The 17379-nt window shown below is 74.6% G+C and carries 17 protein-coding genes; 5 read left to right on the plus strand and 12 right to left on the minus strand.

Features of this window, described 5'->3' with window-relative positions; genetic code table 11:
* Positions 1–23: 23 nt before the first annotated feature.
* The 12 genes from BUB17_RS28310 to BUB17_RS19100 all read right to left on the minus strand — a co-directional run bounded on the left by BUB17_RS28310 (position 24) and on the right by BUB17_RS19100 (position 12220).
* Complete coding sequence (locus BUB17_RS28310) at positions 24–2924, minus strand: FAD-dependent monooxygenase (RefSeq protein WP_072920263.1); 2901 nt, start codon at positions 2922–2924, stop codon at positions 24–26.
* Positions 2921–3253 carry a putative quinol monooxygenase gene (locus BUB17_RS19050; RefSeq protein WP_072920264.1) on the minus strand — a complete coding sequence of 111 codons (333 nt, stop codon included), beginning with the start codon at positions 3251–3253 and terminating at the stop codon, positions 2921–2923. Before BUB17_RS19050 ends, BUB17_RS28310 begins: the two co-directional genes overlap by 4 nt.
* Positions 3250–4593, minus strand: a complete 1344-nt coding sequence (locus tag BUB17_RS19055; protein WP_072920265.1) for a beta-ketoacyl synthase N-terminal-like domain-containing protein — start codon at positions 4591–4593, stop codon at positions 3250–3252. The genes BUB17_RS19050 and BUB17_RS19055 overlap by 4 nt, the downstream gene beginning before the upstream one ends.
* Positions 4590–5885 carry a beta-ketoacyl-[acyl-carrier-protein] synthase family protein gene (locus tag BUB17_RS19060; RefSeq protein ID WP_072920266.1) on the minus strand — a complete coding sequence of 432 codons (1296 nt, stop codon included), beginning with the start codon at positions 5883–5885 and terminating at the stop codon, positions 4590–4592. Before BUB17_RS19060 ends, BUB17_RS19055 begins: the two co-directional genes overlap by 4 nt.
* On the minus strand, positions 5882–6307 hold the full coding sequence (locus BUB17_RS19065; RefSeq protein ID WP_072920267.1) for a cupin domain-containing protein: 426 nt from the start codon (positions 6305–6307) through the stop codon (positions 5882–5884). Before BUB17_RS19065 ends, BUB17_RS19060 begins: the two co-directional genes overlap by 4 nt.
* The gene (locus BUB17_RS19070; RefSeq protein WP_072920268.1) at positions 6304–7266 is read right to left on the minus strand and encodes an ACP S-malonyltransferase; all 963 of its coding nucleotides are present in this window, start codon (positions 7264–7266) and stop codon (positions 6304–6306) included. The genes BUB17_RS19065 and BUB17_RS19070 overlap by 4 nt, the downstream gene beginning before the upstream one ends.
* Positions 7263–7766: an SRPBCC family protein gene (locus BUB17_RS19075; protein ID WP_072920269.1), complete on the minus strand. Its 504-nt coding sequence runs from the start codon at positions 7764–7766 to the stop codon at positions 7263–7265. The genes BUB17_RS19070 and BUB17_RS19075 overlap by 4 nt, the downstream gene beginning before the upstream one ends.
* 115 nt (positions 7767–7881) lie before the next feature.
* Entirely contained in the window at positions 7882–8142 is a 261-nt protein-coding gene (locus BUB17_RS19080) for an acyl carrier protein (RefSeq protein ID WP_072920270.1), read from the minus strand.
* Positions 8106–9626 carry an acetyl-CoA carboxylase biotin carboxylase subunit gene (locus BUB17_RS19085; RefSeq protein WP_244277379.1) on the minus strand — a complete coding sequence of 507 codons (1521 nt, stop codon included), beginning with the start codon at positions 9624–9626 and terminating at the stop codon, positions 8106–8108. The genes BUB17_RS19080 and BUB17_RS19085 overlap by 37 nt, the downstream gene beginning before the upstream one ends.
* Positions 9623–10156 (minus strand): acetyl-CoA carboxylase biotin carboxyl carrier protein, encoded by a 534-nt coding sequence (gene accB / locus BUB17_RS19090; RefSeq protein WP_244277380.1) that lies wholly within the window; start codon positions 10154–10156, stop codon positions 9623–9625. Before accB ends, BUB17_RS19085 begins: the two co-directional genes overlap by 4 nt.
* Positions 10153–11865 (minus strand): acetyl-CoA carboxylase carboxyltransferase subunit alpha, encoded by a 1713-nt coding sequence (locus BUB17_RS19095; protein ID WP_141243095.1) that lies wholly within the window; start codon positions 11863–11865, stop codon positions 10153–10155. The genes accB and BUB17_RS19095 overlap by 4 nt, the downstream gene beginning before the upstream one ends.
* Before the next feature lie 28 nt (positions 11866–11893).
* A complete protein-coding gene (locus BUB17_RS19100; protein WP_072920272.1) occupies positions 11894–12220 on the minus strand; it encodes a TcmI family type II polyketide cyclase in 327 nt (108 codons plus the stop codon).
* A 385-nt stretch (positions 12221–12605) separates the two neighbouring features.
* Between BUB17_RS19100 and BUB17_RS19105 the strand changes: the two genes are divergently transcribed.
* The 5 genes from BUB17_RS19105 to BUB17_RS19125 all read left to right on the plus strand — a co-directional run bounded on the left by BUB17_RS19105 (position 12606) and on the right by BUB17_RS19125 (position 17336).
* Positions 12606–13334, plus strand: a complete 729-nt coding sequence (locus BUB17_RS19105) for a LuxR C-terminal-related transcriptional regulator (RefSeq protein WP_072920273.1) — start codon at positions 12606–12608, stop codon at positions 13332–13334.
* 334 nt (positions 13335–13668) lie between these two features.
* A complete protein-coding gene (locus BUB17_RS19110; protein ID WP_072920274.1) occupies positions 13669–14340 on the plus strand; it encodes a response regulator transcription factor in 672 nt (223 codons plus the stop codon).
* A gap of 58 nt (positions 14341–14398) precedes the next feature.
* A complete protein-coding gene (locus BUB17_RS19115; protein ID WP_072920275.1) occupies positions 14399–15475 on the plus strand; it encodes an alkene reductase in 1077 nt (358 codons plus the stop codon).
* Between the two features lie 162 nt (positions 15476–15637).
* Positions 15638–16759: a serine hydrolase domain-containing protein gene (locus tag BUB17_RS19120; RefSeq protein ID WP_072920276.1), complete on the plus strand. Its 1122-nt coding sequence runs from the start codon at positions 15638–15640 to the stop codon at positions 16757–16759.
* A 19-nt stretch (positions 16760–16778) separates the two neighbouring features.
* Positions 16779–17336 (plus strand): hypothetical protein, encoded by a 558-nt coding sequence (locus BUB17_RS19125; protein WP_072920277.1) that lies wholly within the window; start codon positions 16779–16781, stop codon positions 17334–17336.
* Positions 17337–17379 lie beyond the last annotated feature (43 nt).

Genomic DNA, 17379 nt, shown 5'->3' on the forward strand with positions numbered 1-17379 from the left:
GTGGTCGTGGGGGTGGAGTCCGGTCACTGCGCGAAGACCCCGGCCAGGTGGTCGAGGAGGGCGTCCTCGTCCAGCGGGCGGCTGCGGAAGCCGACGTGACCGTCGGGACGGACCAGGTAGGCCGCCGTCCCCGCGCCCGCGGTGCCGTAGGCGGCGGCGAAGGTGCCCTCGGCGTCGCGGACGACGGGCAGGTCGACGAGGAGCGGCACCCGGGCGTCGGGGGCGGCGAGGAGGTAGGCCCCCACCTCGCCGCGGGTCTGCTGCCGCACGGCGACGGCCAGCTTCTCCAGGTCCGACACCTGCTCCTCCGACGCGGTGGCGTCGGCGTGCAGCAGCAGCGTGGAGCGGGTGCCGCGGGTGAGGTCGAACAGCCGCAGCGGGTGGGCCACGCCGAAGCGCCGCAGGCCCTGCACGTCCGGCGCCCGGTGCCCGGGCTCCGGCCCGGCGGTGAACCCGGGCGTCTGCCCGACCAGCGGGCTGCCGGCGTAGTTCATCGTCATCTGCATCTCGAGCAGGAACTGGGCCTTCTCGTCCGCCATGTCCATCTCGTCGGTGAAGGCGATGGACACGGCCCGGTCCACGATCATCTTGCCGGCGGGACGGCGCTCGGCGTCGTAGCTGTCCAGCAGGCCGGGCGCGGCCTCCCCCCGGACGGCGAGGGCGAGCTTCCAGCCGAGGTTCCAGGCGTCCTGGATGCCGGTGTTCATCCCCTGCCCACCGGCCGGCGGGTGCAGGTGCGCGGCGTCGCCGGCGACGAAGACCCGCCCCTCGCGGTAGCGGTCGACGATGCCGTGCTTGATCCGGAAGATCGACGACCAGCGCAGGTTGCTCGCCGTCGTCCCGGGCGGGCCGAGGTCGTCGATCGCGGCCTGCATGTCGGCCAGCGTCGGCGGCTCGTACTCCTGCCAGAACCCGGCCGGGACCACGCCGGAGCCGACCGCGTCCTGCCACCGCTGGGGGGCCAGGGTCGCGATCCGGTAGCGGTTGCGGCCCTTGAGCGGCACGCAGACGAGCATCCCGGTGAAGTCGTCGCCGTTCTCGATGCGCACGAAGCGCACCAGGTGCCCGGCCGGCAGGTCCCAGTCGACGTCGACGTCCCCGAGCATGAACAGCTGCGGGAACATGGACAGCCCGCCCTCGAAGTGGAGCCCCAGCCCGGACCGGACGGCGCTGTGCGCCCCGTCGCAGCCGACCAGGTACTGCGCCCGGGTGGTCTCGACCTCGCCCGGGGCGTGCCGCAGCTGCGCGGTGACGCCGTCGTCGTCCTGGGTGAAGGCGACCAGCTCGACCCCGCGCTCGACGACCACCCCGAGGGAGGCCAGCTTGGCGCCGAGGATGCGCTCGGTGTCGTACTGCGGCAGCCCGAGGTGGGCGTAGGGCAGCTCGTCGAGGCCGGCCCAGTCGACCTGGTGGGTCTGCTCGCCGTTGACGAACACCGTCTGGCCGTACAGCCAGATCCCGGCGTCCATCGCCTCGGTGACGATGCCCTGGTCCTCCCAGATCTCCATCGTCCGGCAGTGGATGCCGATCGCCTTGTCCGCCTGGGTGGACGCCTGGGGGCGCTTGTCCACGACGCGCACGGCGACGCCGCGGCGGGCCAGCTCGATCGCGTGGGTCAGGCCGGCCGGGCCGGCGCCGACGACGAGCACCTCGACCGCCCGCCCGGCGGTGCGGGAGGCGTCCGCGAGGTCGGCCGGGTCCGGCAGCGCCGCCGCGGCGGGTGCGTGCCCGTCGTCCGGCTTCTCGACGAACTCCTGCACGCTGGCGCTCGGCACCGTGCTGGCGGGGAGCGGAGCGGCGCGGTCCGGCTCGGCGTCGGCGGACAGCAGCACCGGCTGCCCGGCCACCGCCTCCAGGTCCGGCTCCGGCGTCACGGGCACCCCGTCGGGCACGACGGCGTCGACGGCGGCCGGCTGCTGGGCGGGCCCGGCCTCGGCCGCTTCCGCCGGCGGCACCGGTCGCACGCGCAGCGCGAAGACCCTGCGGTCCTCGCCCCTCGCCAGCCAGCGGCCCAGCGGACCGGCGGACCAGTTCGCCGGCTCCGCCGTCCAGTCGGTGAAGTGCTGCTCGGAGTCCCACTCGGCGACGACGTGGTAGCGCCGCCCGTCGGGCTCGCGCAGCAGCTCCTCGCGGGCGTGGCCGGGGGCGCTGCGGGCGAGCTGCGCGGCGGCGAGGTAGGCGAGCTCGAAGGCCTCCTGCTCCCAGGGCTCGACGGCGACGGCGGAGTCGACGCGCACCCGCGCCACCTCGACGTCCCCGCCGGGCGAGAGCAGCGGCGGGAAGTCGGTGTCCGCGTCGGGCCGCCGGCGGATCTCCAGCACCTCCCGCCGGAACTCCACCGAGTGCCACCGGGCCAGCGGCGCGCCGGCCGCCATGTGGGAGGGGTCCTCGACCCACTGCACGAAGTCGTCCTCGGACTCCCACTCCGCGAAGATGTGGTAACGCAGGCCGGCGGCATCCCGCAGCAGCTCCTCGCGCACGTACCCGCGCGAGTCCCCGATCCGTTCGGTGACCGTCGTGTACGCGCGCTCGAAGGCCACCTGCTCGCCCGGCTTGACGCTGGTGGAGAAGTCGATGCGCACCGGACGGGGCCGATCGGCGTCCACCGTCGCCAGCACGGTGAAGGTCGAGCGGGTGGCGTCCTCGCGCAGGTCGCGCAACGCCTCGGGAAGCGTCTCCCGGGCCTCGCTGCGCCCGAAGGCGTCCACCGACGCCCGGTCGGTCCAGTCGCTGACGATGGCGAACCAGCGCGGATCGCCCTCGTCGCGCATCAGCTCCTGGCGCAGGTTGCCCGGCACCCGGCTGATCTCCGCGGCGGCCCGGCGCCAGGCGGCCTCGAACTCCGCCTCGCAGCCCTCCCGCGCGCGCATCCGCAGGAGGGTCCGCACCGCGGCCCGGCCGCCGTTCCCGTGCACCGCCGTCATGCCGTCCCCTGCCCACCCGGGACGACGGCCAGCACCTCGTAGGTGTTGCGGGCCGCGTCCTCGCGGAGGTCGCGCAACGCCTCGGTGAGCGTCTCGCGGGCGCTGCTGCGACCGAACTCGTCGACCGCGGCCCGGTCGGTCCAGTCGCTGGTGATCAGGAAGGTGCGGGGGTCGTCGGCGTCGCGGATGAGCTCCTGGCGCAGGTTGCCCGGCACCCGGCTGATCTCCGCGGCGGCCCGGCGCCAGGCGGCCTCGAACTCCGCCTCGCAGCCCTCCCGGGTGCGCATCCGCAGGACGGTGCGCACCCCCGTCGACGGGGCGGTCGTCATCCCGGCTCCTCCTCCCGGTACCGGCGCAGGACGAGGGCGCTGTTGAAGCCCCCGAAGCCCCGGGCGAGGACGACGACGACGTCGAGGTCGCGCTCCCGGTTCTCGCGCACCAGGTCCAGCCCGTACTCCGCCACCGGCCGGTCGACGTTGCCGGTGGCGGGCACCACCCCGTCGCGCATGGCGAGCAGGGCGGTCGCCACGTTGAGCGCCGACCCGCCGGCCATCAGCCGCCCGGTCCAGCTCGACGGCGCCGTCACCGGCACGCCGCGCTCGCCGAACACCGCCGTGATCGCCTGCGCCTCCAGGGCGTCGAGCTCGGGGACGCCCGCGCCGTCGGCGACCACCATGCCCACCTCGTCGGGCGCCACGCCGGCGTCGGCCAGCGCGAGCCGGATGGCGCGCGCGTACTGGGTGGCGTCGGGTGCCGGGTCCTCGTGGTGGTGGGCGTCGTGGGTGGCGCCGTAGCCGACCACCTCGCCCCACACGCGCCGCGCCCCACGGGCCCGGGCGGCGTCGGCCTCCTCGAGCAGCAGGATGGCGCCGCCCTCGCCGATGGCGTGGCCGTTGGCCCGCTCGTCGAAGGGCTTGTAGGCGTCCTCGGGGCGCGGGGCGGTGGACAGCCGCCCGCTGGTGACCTGGCACAGCAGCGCGTACGGCGTCACGCCGGCCTCGGTGCCGCCGACCAGCACGGCCGGGGTGCCGCGGCGCGCCACCCGTCGCGCCCAGCCGATGCTGTCCAGCCCGCCGGCGCCCTCGCTGACGACCACGCCCGAGGGGCCCTTGTAGCCGTCGCGGATCGACACCTGGCCGGTGCTGGCCGCGTAGAACCAGGCGATGGACTGGTAGGCGCCCACCGACCGGGGGCCCTTGGCCCACAGCCCCTGGATCTCGTGCTGGCTGAACTCGTTGCCGCCGGAGCCGGCGGCGAGGAACACCGAGGTGGCGTAGGCCTGCTCCGGCGGGATGTAGCCGGCGTCCTCGGCGGCCAGCGTCGCCGCGGCCAGCGACATCCACGACCACCGGTCGGTCTGCACCTTCAGCTGCGGCACGACGAACCGGTCGGGGTCGAAGTCGCGCACCTGCCCCGCCACGGTCACCCCGTACCGCGAGGCGTCGAAGCCCTCGATGGGGCGCACCGCCAGTTCCCCGCGCAGCAGGGACTGCCAGTGCTCCTCGACGCCGACGCCGGTGGGGGCGACGACGCCGAGGCCGGTGACCAGCAGCCGGGTGGTCCCGCGCGGCGGCGCGGTGATCGCCCGGCCCTCCGGGGCGGTGTCCCGGGCGTAGCCGGCCACCTCGGTGATCGTGCCCTCGTCGTTGATGACGGTCGCATCGGTCATGCGGGTCTCCGATCGGGCTTGGCCAGCACGATGGCCGACTGGAAACCGCCGAACCCGCTGCCCACCGAGACGGCGACGTCGACCTTGTGGTCGCGGGCGGTCTTGGGGACGTAGTCCAGGTCGCACTCGGGGTCGGGCACCTCGTAGTTGGCCGTCGGCGGGACGACCTGCCGCTGCACGGCGAGCGCGGTGGCGGCGATCTCGATCGAGCCGATGGCGCCCAGCGAGTGCCCCACCATCGACTTGAGCGAGCTCATCGGCACGCTGTACGCGGCCTCGCCGAGGCTCAGCTTGACCGCGGCGGTCTCGTGCCGGTCGTTCTGCTTGGTCCCCGACCCGTGGGCGTTGACGTAGCCGACCTCGCTGCCGTCGATCCGGCCCTGGGCCAGTGCCTGGTCCAGGGCCTCGGACATCTCCACACCGTCCGGACGCAGGCCGGTCATGTGGAAGGCGTTGCAGCGGTTGGCGTAGCCGGTGACCTCGCAGTAGATCTCCGCGCCCCGCCGCTGGGCGTGCTCCAGCTCCTCCAGGACCATCACCGCCGAGCCCTCACCCATGACGAAGCCGTCGCGGCGGGCGTCGAAGGGCTTGGAGGCGTGCTCCGGGTCGGCGTTGTTGCCCGTCGTCGCCCGGATGGTGTCGAAGCAGGCCATCGAGATCGGCGAGATCGGCGCGTCGCTGGCGCCGGCGAGGACCACGTCGGCGTCGCCGTCCTCGATCAGCTGGCTGCCGTAGCCGACCGCGTCGATGCCCGACGTGCAGCCGGTGGACACGACCGTCCCCGGGCCCTGCGCCCGGAACCGCACGGCCACCTCGGTGGCCGCGCAGCTGGGCACCAGGGCCTGGTGGAGGAACCGCGAGGCGTAGCGGGGGTCGACCAGCCAGTGCTTGCCGGCGTCGCTGACCTGGACGTACTCGTCCTCCAGCCGGGTGGTGGCCCCGACGGCGCTGCCGATGGTGACCCCGACCCGCTCGGGCTCCGGCGCGTCCGGGGCGCCGCCGACCCCCAGGCGCAGCCCGCTGTCGGCGACCGCCTCGTCCGCCGCCACCATCGCGAACTGGACGAAGCGGTCGTTGCGGTGCATCTCCTGGGCGGTGAGGCCCAGCTTCCGGCCGTCGAAGTCCACCTCGGCGGCCACCTGCGACCGGAAGCGGCTCGGGTCGAAGAAGGTGATCCGGCGGGTCGCCGTCCGGCCGGCGGTGATCATCTCCCAGAAGCCCTCGCGGCCCATGGACCCGGGCGCGACCACCCCGATCCCGGTGATCACGACCCGCCGTCGAGTGGCGCTCACCGCACGCCCGGCGACGGCTCGGTGTCGACGTGGCCCAGTTCCGGCCGTGGCGCCAGCGGGCCGCAGAGGAAGACGAAGGTCGCCGTCGTCGAGGAGTCGTTGACGATCCGGTGCCGCACCCCGATCGGGATGTGGACGGCGGACTCGCTCGTCAGCCGCCGCTCCTCGCCGTCCAGGGTCACCAGGACGTCACCGCTCTGGCAGTAGAGGAACTCCTCCGAGTACGGGTGCCAGTGCTCGGTGACGACCTCGCCGGGCTCGAGGGTGAGGGTGCCCATGAAACCGGCGGTGGAGCCGACGCTGGCCGGCGACAGCAGGACGCGGATGTCGCCGCCGCGCCGGCGGTTGGGGGGCGTGTCGGCGCGGTGGACGGTGGGTCCGCAGCGCACCTTGGCCGACGGGGGGTGCTGGATGGTGGTCATGTCTCTCCTCCGGTGGGGACGGGCACCGCGGGAGCGGGCTCTGGGGGTGTGGTCGGGAGCGGCGTCCCGGGCCCGGCGGCGAGGTGCACCGGGAGGCCGGGGTGGACCTGGCGGACGAGGGGTCCCAGCACCGGGACGGCGGCCACCTCGACGACCTCGGTCGCCCCCGCCTCGACCAGCGCGCGGGAGGTGGCCTCCCACTGCACGGGCGAGGTGAGGTGGGCGCGCAGGCAGCGGGCGAGCTGCTCGGGATCCCGGGTCGGCCGGCCGTCGGCGTTGGGGACGACGGTCACGTCCGGCTCGGACCACTCGAGGTCGGCGAGGGCGGCGTCGAGGTGCCGGGCGATCGGCGCGACCAGCGGGCCGTGGCAGGCGGTGCGCCCGGGCAGCCGGACCAGGTCCAGCCCGGCGGCGAGCACGGTCTCCCGGGCCCGGGCCAGCGCCTCGCAGCCGCCGGCGAGCAGGACCTGGGACGGCCCGTCGACCGCCGCGACCGCCAGCGCCCCGGTGTCGCCGATGTCCTCGACGACCTTGCGGGCCACCTCGCCGGCGCCGGGCCCGACGACGGCCGCCATGCCCGCGCAGGACGGGCGCGGCGACAGCGACAGCAGCTCGGCGCGCCAGTGGACCAGCTCCACGACCTGGTCCAGGGGGAGCGCGCCGACGGCGACGAGGGCGGCGTACTCGCCCACCCCGTGCCCGGCGACGACGACCGGCCGCAGGCCGCGCGCGGTCAGGCTGCGGTAGCCGGCGACCCCGCTGACCACGACCTCGACGTGGGCGGCCGTGGTGTCGCAGCAGAGGTTGAGCGGGTCGCGCCACCACGTGGCCACGTCGCGCCCCACCACCGCGGAGGCCTCGTCGACCACCGCGCGGGCCGCCGCGTCCTCGAGCCAGGCGTCGACCGCGCCGGCCCGGACGCCGGCCTCCCCGGCGAGGACGACGGCGGTGCCGGTCACGTCGCCGGCTCCTCGGACCGGGTGGCGGCCGCCGCCTCCACCTTCTCCTTGATGATGCCCATCTGGACCTTGCTGTTGGCGTCGATCCGCCGGGTCATCCCCTCGGTGTCGATGGGCGCCTCCGGGCGCATCCGGAAGTCCTGCACCCAGCGCATCCGGGTGCCGGACCCCTCCGGGGCGTAGTTCCACCGGATGTCCATGAACTCGAAGGGGCCGGGCTCCACCCGGCGGGCGCGCACCTCGTGGGCCGCCTCGTCGAGCGTGCGCTCGGAGACCCAGCTCCAGACCCGCCCGTTGTCGTCCGGGTGCATCGTGAGGCGGAACTGGAACCAGTTCTCGGTCGAGTCGAGGATCTCCACCGCGGCGTACTCGGTGAACAGGTCCGGCCACGTCGGCAGGTCGTTGGTCATCGCCCAGACGTGGTCGATCGGGGCGTCGATGTAGATCGAGTTGTCCGTGTGCCCGGCGGTCTCGGTGCCCGGCTCGACAGTGCTGCTCACGGGGGTTCCTCCTGGGGTGTCGATGGGATGGAGCGGCGGCCTCCGGCCCTGGCCCCGTCCAGAGGCTCGCGCCGAGCTTGCGAGGCGTGAGGAGGACGGGGCCCTCTTTCCTTACTCAGGCCATCCCGGCCGAGCGCTGGGCGGCGTCGACCTGCTCGACGATCTGGCCGAGCGTGTAGTGCTCCGGGTTGTCGTCGGGCATCTCGGTGCCGAAGCGGTCCTGCAGCTCGGTCTGCATGGACAGGAAGGCCAGCGAGTCCAGGCCGATGTCGGCGAAGTGGGCGTCCGGGTCGGTCGTGTGCGACGTCGTGGGCAGCCCCGCCTTCTCGCTGAGCAGGGTCATGAGGTCGCTGAGAGTGAAGGTCGTGTCGGGCACGGTGTCGGTCCTTCCGGTGGGGTGGAGTCCGGCTGCGCGTCTGCAGCCGGGGTCTGGACGAGGGACAGGGAGCCGCGGGCGGCGGCCGGGAGGCCCGGCTCCGGGGCGTCGGCGAGCGACGCGGCACGGGCGAGCACCTCGGGCAGCTGCCGGTCGAGGAACTGGATGTCGTGGCGGTCGGCGGTGACGTCGGGGTCCCGCAGCAGGGCCCGGTGCAGCGCGACGGTGGTGTGCACACCGGGGCCCTCGACCCGCAGCTCGGCCAGCGCGCGGTCCATCCGGCGGATGGCCTGCTCGCGGTCCGGAGCCCAGACGACGAGCTTGCCGAGCAGCGAGTCGTAGTCCGGGGGGACGGTGTCGCCCTGCCGGTAGCCGGTGTCGAACCGGGTCCACGGCCCGTTCGGCACCTGCAGGACGTCGAGCCGGCCGGGTGCCGGCGCGAAGCCCCGGGCGGGGTCCTCGGCGTTGATCCGGCACTCGATGGCCGCACCGCGGGGGACGACGTCGGCCTGGGTCAGCTGCAGGCGCCGGCCGGCGCAGACCAGGATCTGCTCGCGGACGAGGTCCACGCCGGTGAGCAGCTCGGTGACCGGGTGCTCGACCTGGATCCGGGCGTTCATCTCCATGAAGTAGGCCGATCCGGACTCGTCGACCAGGAACTCCATCGTCCCGGCGCCGGTGTAGCCCACCGACAGCGCGCCGTGGACCGCCAGCCGGCCGAGCTCCGCGCGCTGCTCGACGCTGAGGTGGCCGGCCGGCCCCTCCTCGAGGAGCTTCTGGTGCCGCCGCTGCAGCGAGCAGTCGCGCTCGCCGAGGGAGACGCCGTTGCCGTGGGTGTCGCAGAGGACCTGCACCTCCACGTGCCGCGCCCGGGCGAGGTGGCGCTCGACGTAGACGGCGGGGTCGCGGAACACCGCGCGGGCGGTGGCGCGGGTGGTGGTGAACGCGTCGGCCAGGTCCTGCGCCTCGCGGACGACGGTCATGCCCCGCCCGCCGCCGCCGGCCGCCGCCTTGATGATCAGCGGGTAGCCGATCCGCGCGGCGACCTCCCGGGCCTCGTCGACGCTGCCCACCGGTTCGACGACACCGGGCAGCAGCGGCAGGCCGGCGTCGGCCATGAGCCGGCGCGCGGTGGCCTTGTTGCCCATCTGCTGCATCACCGCCGGCGGCGGGCCGACGAAGGTCAGCCCCTCCGCGGCGCAGATCTCGGCGAAGTCCGGGTCCTCCGACAGGAAGCCGTAGCCGGGGTGGACCGCGTCCGCGCCGGTCCGCAGCGCCGCCTCCACGATGTTGGCCACGTGCAGGTAGCTGCGCCGCGGCGCGGGCGGCCCGATGTGCACGGCCTCGTCCGCCAGGTCGACGACGGCGGAGTTCCGGTCGGAGGTCGAGTACACGGCGACGACCTCGATGCCGAGCTCGCGGCAGGCACGGGCCACCCGGACGGCGATCTCGCCGCGGTTGGCGATGAGCATGCGGCCGATCACCGGGCCCGTCCCGTCGGCCGCAGGCGCATGAGGACCTGGTCGTACTCGACCGACTCGGTGTCGCCGACGAGGACCTCGGCGACCACCCCGGCCTCGTCGGCGAGGATCGGGTTCATCAGCTTCATCGCCTCGACGATCCCGACGGTCTGTCCCGGCTCGACCTCGTCGCCGACGCGGACGAAGGGGTCGGCGCCGGGGGACGGCGCCGCGTAGAAGGTGCCGACGAGGGGCGAGCGGACCGCCCCCGCCGCCTCGGCCGCCTCCGCGGCGGCGTCGGTCCGGTCACCGGCAGCGGCCGGCGGAGGCGGCGCCGGGGTCACGGGCGCGGGGGAGCCGGTCGCCGCGGCGTCGGTGGCCCACTCGACCTCGATGGCGCGGTCGCCGTCGCGCACGGTCAACCGGCGCAGCTCGCCGGGGAGGCTGCGGGCCAGCGCCACGACCTCGCCGTGCAGGTCCCGGGCCCCCTCGCCCGGCTCCGCTGCAGGGGTGGCGCTCATCCGCGGGGAGAGTTCGCTGGGGTGCACGGTCATCCCTCCACCGGCTGCAGGGTGCGGTCGACGTCCCCGCCGATGCGGTCGAGGCGACGGGACCGGCTGTCCAGCAGCGTCGCCACGTCGAGGCGGCAGACGTCGTCGAGCTCGCGGACCAGGGCCTGCCGCAGCAGGCGGGCGGCCGCGGCGGGGTCGGTGTGGGCGCCGCCCGGCGGCTCGGGCACCACCGAGGTGGCGATGCCTGACGTCCGCAGGTGGGCCGCGCCCAGCCGCATCGCGCGGGCGGCGGTCGGTGCGGCCACCGCCGTCCGCCACAGGATCGCCGCGCACCCCTCGGGGCTGATGACCGACAGGTAGGCGTTCTCCAGCACCAGCAGCCGGTCGGAGGTGCACAGCGCCAGCGCGCCGCCGCTGCCGCCCTCCCCGGTGACCACGGAGACGACCGGGACCCGCAGCCGGCTGCTGCGCATGATCGTCTCGGCGATCGCGTGCGACTGCCCGCGCTCCTCGGCCTCGGGCCCCGGGTGGGCGCCGGGGGTGTCGACGAGGGTGACGACCGGGAACCCGAAGGTCTCGGCGTGGTCGAGCAGCCGCAGCGCCTTGCGGTAGCCCTCGGGGTGCGGCATCCCGAAGTTGCGGGCGACCCGCTCGCGGACCGTGTGGCCCTTCTCCTGGCCGATGACGACGACGGTGCGGCCGCCGATCGAGGCGACCCCGCCGACCACGGCGGCGTCGTCGGCGAAGGCCCGGTCGCCGTGCAGCTCGACGAAGTCGTCGAACGCCGTGTGCAGGTAGTCCAGGGTCGTCGGCCGGTCCACGTCCCGCGCCCGCTGGACGACGTCCCACGGGTCGGCCTCCTCCGCGTCGCTCGCGGCGACGTGGGCCGCCCCGCCGTCGTCCGGTGCCCCGTCGGGGACGCCGGACCCGTGCAGGGCGAGCAGCCGGACCAGCAGCGGCCGCAGGTCACCACGGTTCTCGACCCGGTCGACCAGGCCGTGCGCGAGGAGGAACTCGGCGGTCTGGAAGTCGGCGGGCAGCTCGGCGCGGATGGTCTCCTGGACCACGCGCGGCCCGGCGAAGCCGACGTGCGCGCCCCGCTCGCCGACCAGCACGGATGCGAGGGTGGCGAAAGAGGCGGACACGCCCCCGTAGGTCGGGTCGGTGAGGACGCACACCGAGAGCAGGCCGGCCTCGCGGAGCCGGCCGAACGCCTCGCTGACGCGGGCCATCTGGAACAGGGAGAAGACGCCCTCCTGCATCCGGGCACCGCCGCTGGCGCAGACGGTCACCAGGGGCAGGCCGCGCTCGAGGGCCAGCTCGGCAGCGCCGCTCACCCGGCGGCCGACCTCGACGCCCATGCTGCCGCCGAGGAAGGCGAAGTCCATGACCGCGACGACCGTCTCGGCACCGCCGATGCGGGCCAGGCCGACCACGACGGCCTCCGACTCGCCGGAGCGGCGCGCGGCGTCGGCCAGCCGGTCGGGGTAGTCGCGCAGGTCGGTGAAGGACAGCGGGTCGGGCGCGCCCGGTTGGAACGCCACCTCCGTGAAGCTGCCCGGGTCGGTGAGCAGGACGATCCGGGCCCGCGCGCTCAGCCGGAGGTGGTGGTCGCACTCCGGGCATACGTGCAGGTTGCGGTCGAGCCGCTTGCGGTACAGCAGCCACCCGCAGTCGGGGCAGCACACCCATCCGGCCGGCTCGGGCGCGGCCCCGACGGCTGCAGCCGTGGTCGGCGAGGAACGTGTCATGACGGCCTCCCAGTCGCTCGGAGCGGTCTCACTCCGGGGCCGACGTCCAGTGGTAGAAGCGACGGGCCATCGCGTCCTGCGGTGAGCGCCAGTTGGGGTCGTACGCCTCGATGTAGGGCTTGAGGTCATCGCTGACGGCGCGGAAGGCCGGCAGGGACTGGGCGATGCGCATCGCCTCGGGCGCCGGCCGGTCGAAGTCGATGAGGTGCACGTAGAGGCCGTGGAACTGGTACAGCGACCGGTTCCGCACGCCGATCTCGTGGGGCATCGAGGTGGCGTCGTAGCGGCCGAAGACGGCGGCGACGTCGTCCGCGTCGTGCGGCGACATCTTCGCGATGATCATGGTCTGGTGCACGGGGGACTCCCAGCTCGCTGCGGCCCGGGGAGGGGCTCGGGGGATGCGACGACGCTAGGTCGACGCCGGGACCAACGGCATCGGCCACAGGTCCAGTTCGAGGGCAGGCCCACAGGGGCGGGTGGTGTGCGACCGGTCCGTCCGGAGGAGCACGGACGTCGTCCGGAGGGTGCGGTCGGCTCCTCCCTGGGGACCGTCTCCCTCCGACCTGTGGGTGTACGACCCCCCACGCGGGTGGGGCCGACCCGCGACCTGGGTATGAACTCGCCGGTGGTTTCGCCCTTGCCCTGCGTACAGGTGTGGCGACGGGTACCGGAGCGGCCTAACTTCCGGAGCCGACCCGGCAGCGCCCGACCCAGGACGGGCAGGAGCGGAGCTGACACGCATGACAGAACCGGATGACGCCGTCCCCGACTCGGCTGTGTCGGGCGCCGGCCCGCCGGTCCGCGTGCTCATCTGCGACGACCACGAGGTCCTGCGCCAGGGTCTGCGCACCGTCCTGCGCCGCATCCCCGGGCTCGACGTCGTGGCCGAGGCGGACTGCGTCCGCGAGGCGCTGTCGCTGGCCGGCACGCTCCGGCCGGACGTCACCCTGGTGGGCCTCGACGGGCAGGGGACGTTGCTGCAGGACCTGGTGCGGGAGCTGACCGGGATGGGCATCCGGGTCGTGCTGCTCGGCGAGGCCGGTGCCGGCAGCGACCTGGTCGACGTCCTGCGGGCGGGAGCGCGCGGCTACGTGCACACGACCGCCAGCCCGCACCGGCTGGTGGAGTGCGTGCGAGCGGTGGCCCGCGGGGAGACCGTGCTCGACGCCAGCGTCACCGGGGAGCTGCTGCACCGCCTGGACGACGCGACGCGGACGGCCGGCGGGGACCGGGCGGCGACCCACGGACCGCTGACCGCCCGGCAGCAGGCGGTGGCCGAGCTGGTGGCGGAGGGCCTGACCAACGCGGAGATCGCCGCCCGCCTGGAGGTGAGCAGGGCCACCGTCAAGGGCCACATCACGGTGGCGCTGCGGCGGCTCGGACTGCGGGACCGCACGCAGCTGGCGATCCACGTGCACCGCAGCGCGGGCCCGGGCACGGGGTGGGAGGCCTCACCGGCTCCGGGCTGAGTTCCGGGTCCGGGGGGAGCTGCTGGGCGCCCCGGGGCACTCCACGGGTACGTCGCTGGGAAAAGGCTGGGAACCGGCTGGACAGAACCTGCCGGTGTGAGGTTAGAGTCGCTCCAGTCCGGAGGAAACGGACGCGTGTCGGATCTGTCGGCTCGTCAGGCAGGAGCCTGACCGGGGCGGACACAGGGGGAACGGCATGGACCAGGACGCGGTCGGCACAGGACCGGGACCAGCAGGTCTCCATCGGCGCGGCCCCGCGGGGCTCGTCCCGAACCCCCGGGACGCCGGGTCCCCGCCCGTCCGTCCGCACGCGGTCCCCTCGCCGACCACCCTGGTGTGCGTCCTGCTCTGCGAGGACCGGGAGGTCTTCCGCATCGGGCTGCGGGTCGTCCTCGAGGCAGAGCCGGACATGGCGGTCGTCGCCGAGACGTCCCACCTCCCCGAGGCCCTCGAGGCCACCGAGGGCGCGGGCACCGTGGTCGTCGTCGTCCGGCAGGGCCTGGTCGCCGGCGACGCACTCCCGCTGCTGCGCACCCTGTGCCGGCGGAACACGGCGGTCCTCGTGCTCGCCGAGCCGGAGACGGAGTCGGAGCCGGAGCTGGTGGAGATCCTGCAGGCCGGCGTGCGCGGGTTCCTGCCGCGCCGGTCGGGGGCACAGCGGCTCGTCGACGGCGTGCGGGCGCTCGCCCGGCACGAGGCGGCGCTCGACCCCGCGGCCACCAGCCACCTCGTGCACCACCTGACGTCCGGCCCGCAGCCGCGGTCCGCTCTCGGGTTGCGGGCCCTCGACCGGCTGACCGACCGCCAGCGCCAGGTCGCCGAGCTGGTGGCACAGGGGCTGAGCAACGAGGAGATCGCCGGCCGGCTGTTCCTCAGCCTGGCGACGGTGAAGAGCCACCTGACCGCGTCCATGCGCCGCCTCGGCGTCCGCTCCCGGACCGAGCTCGCCATCCTGGTCACCCGGGAGAGCCCGTCGGCGGCCCGTCCGCAGCAGACCGCACTGTGAGCCTCGTGACGGTGGGAGTCCGGAATGGGACACCCCCGTTCCGGCGTCACAACCACCCGTGGACCTGTTCTCTCCTGTGACCCTGGGCGACCTCGAGCTCGCCAACCGCGTCGTCATGGCCCCGCTCACCCGCATGCGCTCCGGCGCCTCCGGCGTCCCCGGGGACCTCGTCGTCGAGCACTACCGGCAGCGCGCCGGCGTCGGACTGATCATCACCGAGGGCACCTACCCGAACCACGAGGGCCAGGCCTTCGTCGGCCAGCCCGGCATCGTCACCGACGAGCAGGTCGAGGGCTGGCGCCGCGTGGCCGAGGCCGTGCACGGACGGGGGGGCACGATCGTCCTGCAGGTCATGCACGGCGGCCGGGTGACCCACCCCGACGTCAACGGCGGCCGCCGTGTCGTGGCCCCGAGCGCGATCGCGATCGACGGCGAGGGCCACACCTCGACGGGCAAGCAGCCCTATCCGGTGCCGCACGCGCTGACCGTCGACGAGGCGCGGCAGACCCTGCAGGACTTCGTCTCCGCCGCCAAGCGGGCCATCGAGGCCGGCCTGGACGGTGTGGAGATCCACGGCGCCAACGGCTACCTGCTGCACGAGTTCCTCTCGCCGGCGGCCAACCAGCGCACCGACGAGTACGGCGGCACGCCTGCGAACCGGGCGCGCTTCGTCGTCCAGGTGGTGACGGCGGTGGCCGCGGCCATCGGCGCCGGCAAGGTCGGCCTGCGGATCTCGCCCGAGCACGACATCCAGGACGCCTACGAGACCGACCGGGACGACGTCCGGGCCACCTACGGCGCGCTGATCGACCAGCTGCGCCCGCTGGGCCTGGCCTACCTGTCGGTGCTGCACTCCGAGCCGGCCGGGGAGCTGGTGCAGGAGCTGCGCGAGCGCTTCGGCGGGCCCGTGGTCGCCAACAGCGGCTTCGGCTCGGTCACCACGCGCGCCGAGGCGGTGCGTCTCATCGAGGCCGCGCACGCCGACGCCGTGGCCGTGGGCCGCGCCGTTCTCGCCAACCCCGACCTGGTCGAGCGCTGGCAGGGCGAGCACCCGGAGAACGAGCCGAAGGCGCACCTCTTCTACGCGCCGGGCGCCGAGGGCTACACCGACTACCCGACGCTCAAGGCCGGCTGACCTCCCCGAACCCACGCCGAGGGCCCCCTCGATCCGATCGAAGGGGCCCTCGGCGCGTCGCCGTCCGGACCGCCCCGCGCTTTCGCGAGCCGGCCGGCGCCGCCGCCCGTGATCTCATCGTCGCGGCGCGACACCGGGGTCACGCCGCGAGGAGGAGGCTCCATGGCCGAGGTGCACGGCACCTGCGACGACCGCTTCTCCGGTGTCCGGGAGGCGTTCGAGCGGGGTCTGGACGGCGAGGAGCTGGGCGCGTCGCTCGCCGTCGACCTCGACAGGCAGACCGTCGTCGACCTGTGGGGCGGGTACCGCGACCAGGAGCGGACCACGCCGTGGACCGAGGACACCATCGTCAACGGCTGGTCGACGACGAAGACGGTGCTGGCGCTGGCCGCGCTGGTCCTGGTCGAGCGCGGCGAGCTGGACGTGTACGCGCCGGTCGCGGACTACTGGCCGGAGTTCGCGGCCAAGGGCAAGAAGGACGTCGAGGTGCGGCACCTGCTGTCGCACACCTCGGGCGTCTCCGGCTGGGAACGCCCGTTCTCCATCCGGGACATGTACGACTGGCCGAGCGCGACCGAACGGCTGGCCGCGCAGGCGCCGTGGTGGGAGCCGGGGACGGCATCGGGCTACCACGCGAACAACCAGGGGCACCTGGTCGGTGAGGTGATCCGGCGGATCACGGGGCACACGTTCAAGCAGTTCGTGGCCGACGAGATCGCCAAGCCGCTGGGCGCGGACCTCCAGATCGGCGCGCGCGAGTCCGACTGGGAGCGCATCGCGCCCGTCGTCCCGCCGCCGCGGCCGGAGCAGGACCCGCGGGAGCTGGACCCGGAGTCGGTGATGGTCAAGACCTACACCGCACCGGTGGCCTCGGCGAAGGCGGCCAACTCGCCGGAGTGGCGTCTCGCCGACCTGGGCGCGCTCAACGGGCACACGAACGCGCGCGGCCTGGTGCGGGCCCTGCGGGTGCTGTCGCTCGGCGGCGGGGGCCTGCTGTCACCGGGGACGATCGACCTCGCCTTCGACCAGCAGTCCGACGGCGTGGACCTGGTGCTGGAGGCGCCGTTCCGCTTCGGCATCGGCTACTGCCTCGGATCGCCGATCGTCCCGTACGTGCCCGCGGGGCGGACCCTCTTCTGGGGCGGCTGGGGTGGGTCGATGATCGTGATGGACCTCGACCGCCGGCTGACGATCGGCTACCTGATGAACCGGATGGCGCCGGGGATCCTGGGGTCGGACCGCAGCGAGGCCTACATCAGGGCGGTGTACGCAGCGCTCGGCTGAGGTTCGGGGGGAGTGCGGCATGGACCTCGACGACGTGGTGCCGGACGCCGACCACGTCACCCGGCAGTCGCGGGTGATCGACGCGCCGCCGTCCGTCGTGTGGGAGGAGCTGCACCGGCTGCGGCTCTCGTCGCTGCCGGTCACCCTGCTGCTCAGCGCGGTGCGCGCGCTGCCGGTGCTGCTGGCCGGCCGGGGCCGCCGCCGCGGTGGGCTCGACCGGACCATCCTGGACGTGGTGCCGATCCCGGAGCTGGCCTCCGACCCGCCCTCGCACGTCGTGTTCGGGGGCGTGCTGCAGGCCTGGCGGCTGACCGGTGGCCGGCGACCGCCCGAGCTGGACGCGGCCGGGGTCCGGGAGTGGTCGGAGCCGGGCTGGGTGAAGGTCGGCATGGAGTTCCGGCTGACGCCGTCGCTCGGCGGCACGCGGCTGACCTGCGAGACGCGGATCGTGGCCACCGACGCGGGCACGCGGCGGCGCTTCGGCCTCTACTGGCTCGCCGTCCAACCGGGCAGCTCGGCCATCCGGTGGGAGCTGCTGACCGCCGTCGCCATGCGGGCGGAGGCGCGATCCGGGTAGGACTCCGGGCATGGCCTGGACCGAGCGCGACATCCCCGACCTG

It is taken from the genome of Geodermatophilus obscurus (assembly GCF_900143215.1).
Taxonomy (GTDB): domain Bacteria; phylum Actinomycetota; class Actinomycetes; order Mycobacteriales; family Geodermatophilaceae; genus Geodermatophilus; species Geodermatophilus obscurus_A.

Coding starts and splice junctions, on each gene's coding strand:
- BUB17_RS28310 (WP_072920263.1), bottom strand. CDS start 2,924: ATGACGGCGGTGCACGGGAACGGCGGCCGGGCCGCGGTGCGGACCCTC.
- BUB17_RS19050 (WP_072920264.1), bottom strand. CDS start 3,253: ATGACGACCGCCCCGTCGACGGGGGTGCGCACCGTCCTGCGGATGCGC.
- BUB17_RS19055 (WP_072920265.1), bottom strand. CDS start 4,593: ATGACCGATGCGACCGTCATCAACGACGAGGGCACGATCACCGAGGTG.
- BUB17_RS19065 (WP_072920267.1), bottom strand. CDS start 6,307: ATGACCACCATCCAGCACCCCCCGTCGGCCAAGGTGCGCTGCGGACCC.
- accB (WP_244277380.1), bottom strand. CDS start 10,156: ATGACCGTGCACCCCAGCGAACTCTCCCCGCGGATGAGCGCCACCCCT.
- BUB17_RS19095 (WP_141243095.1), bottom strand. CDS start 11,865: ATGACACGTTCCTCGCCGACCACGGCTGCAGCCGTCGGGGCCGCGCCC.
- BUB17_RS19105 (WP_072920273.1), top strand. CDS start 12,606: ATGACAGAACCGGATGACGCCGTCCCCGACTCGGCTGTGTCGGGCGCC.
- BUB17_RS19120 (WP_072920276.1), top strand. CDS start 15,638: ATGGCCGAGGTGCACGGCACCTGCGACGACCGCTTCTCCGGTGTCCGG.
- BUB17_RS19125 (WP_072920277.1), top strand. CDS start 16,779: ATGGACCTCGACGACGTGGTGCCGGACGCCGACCACGTCACCCGGCAG.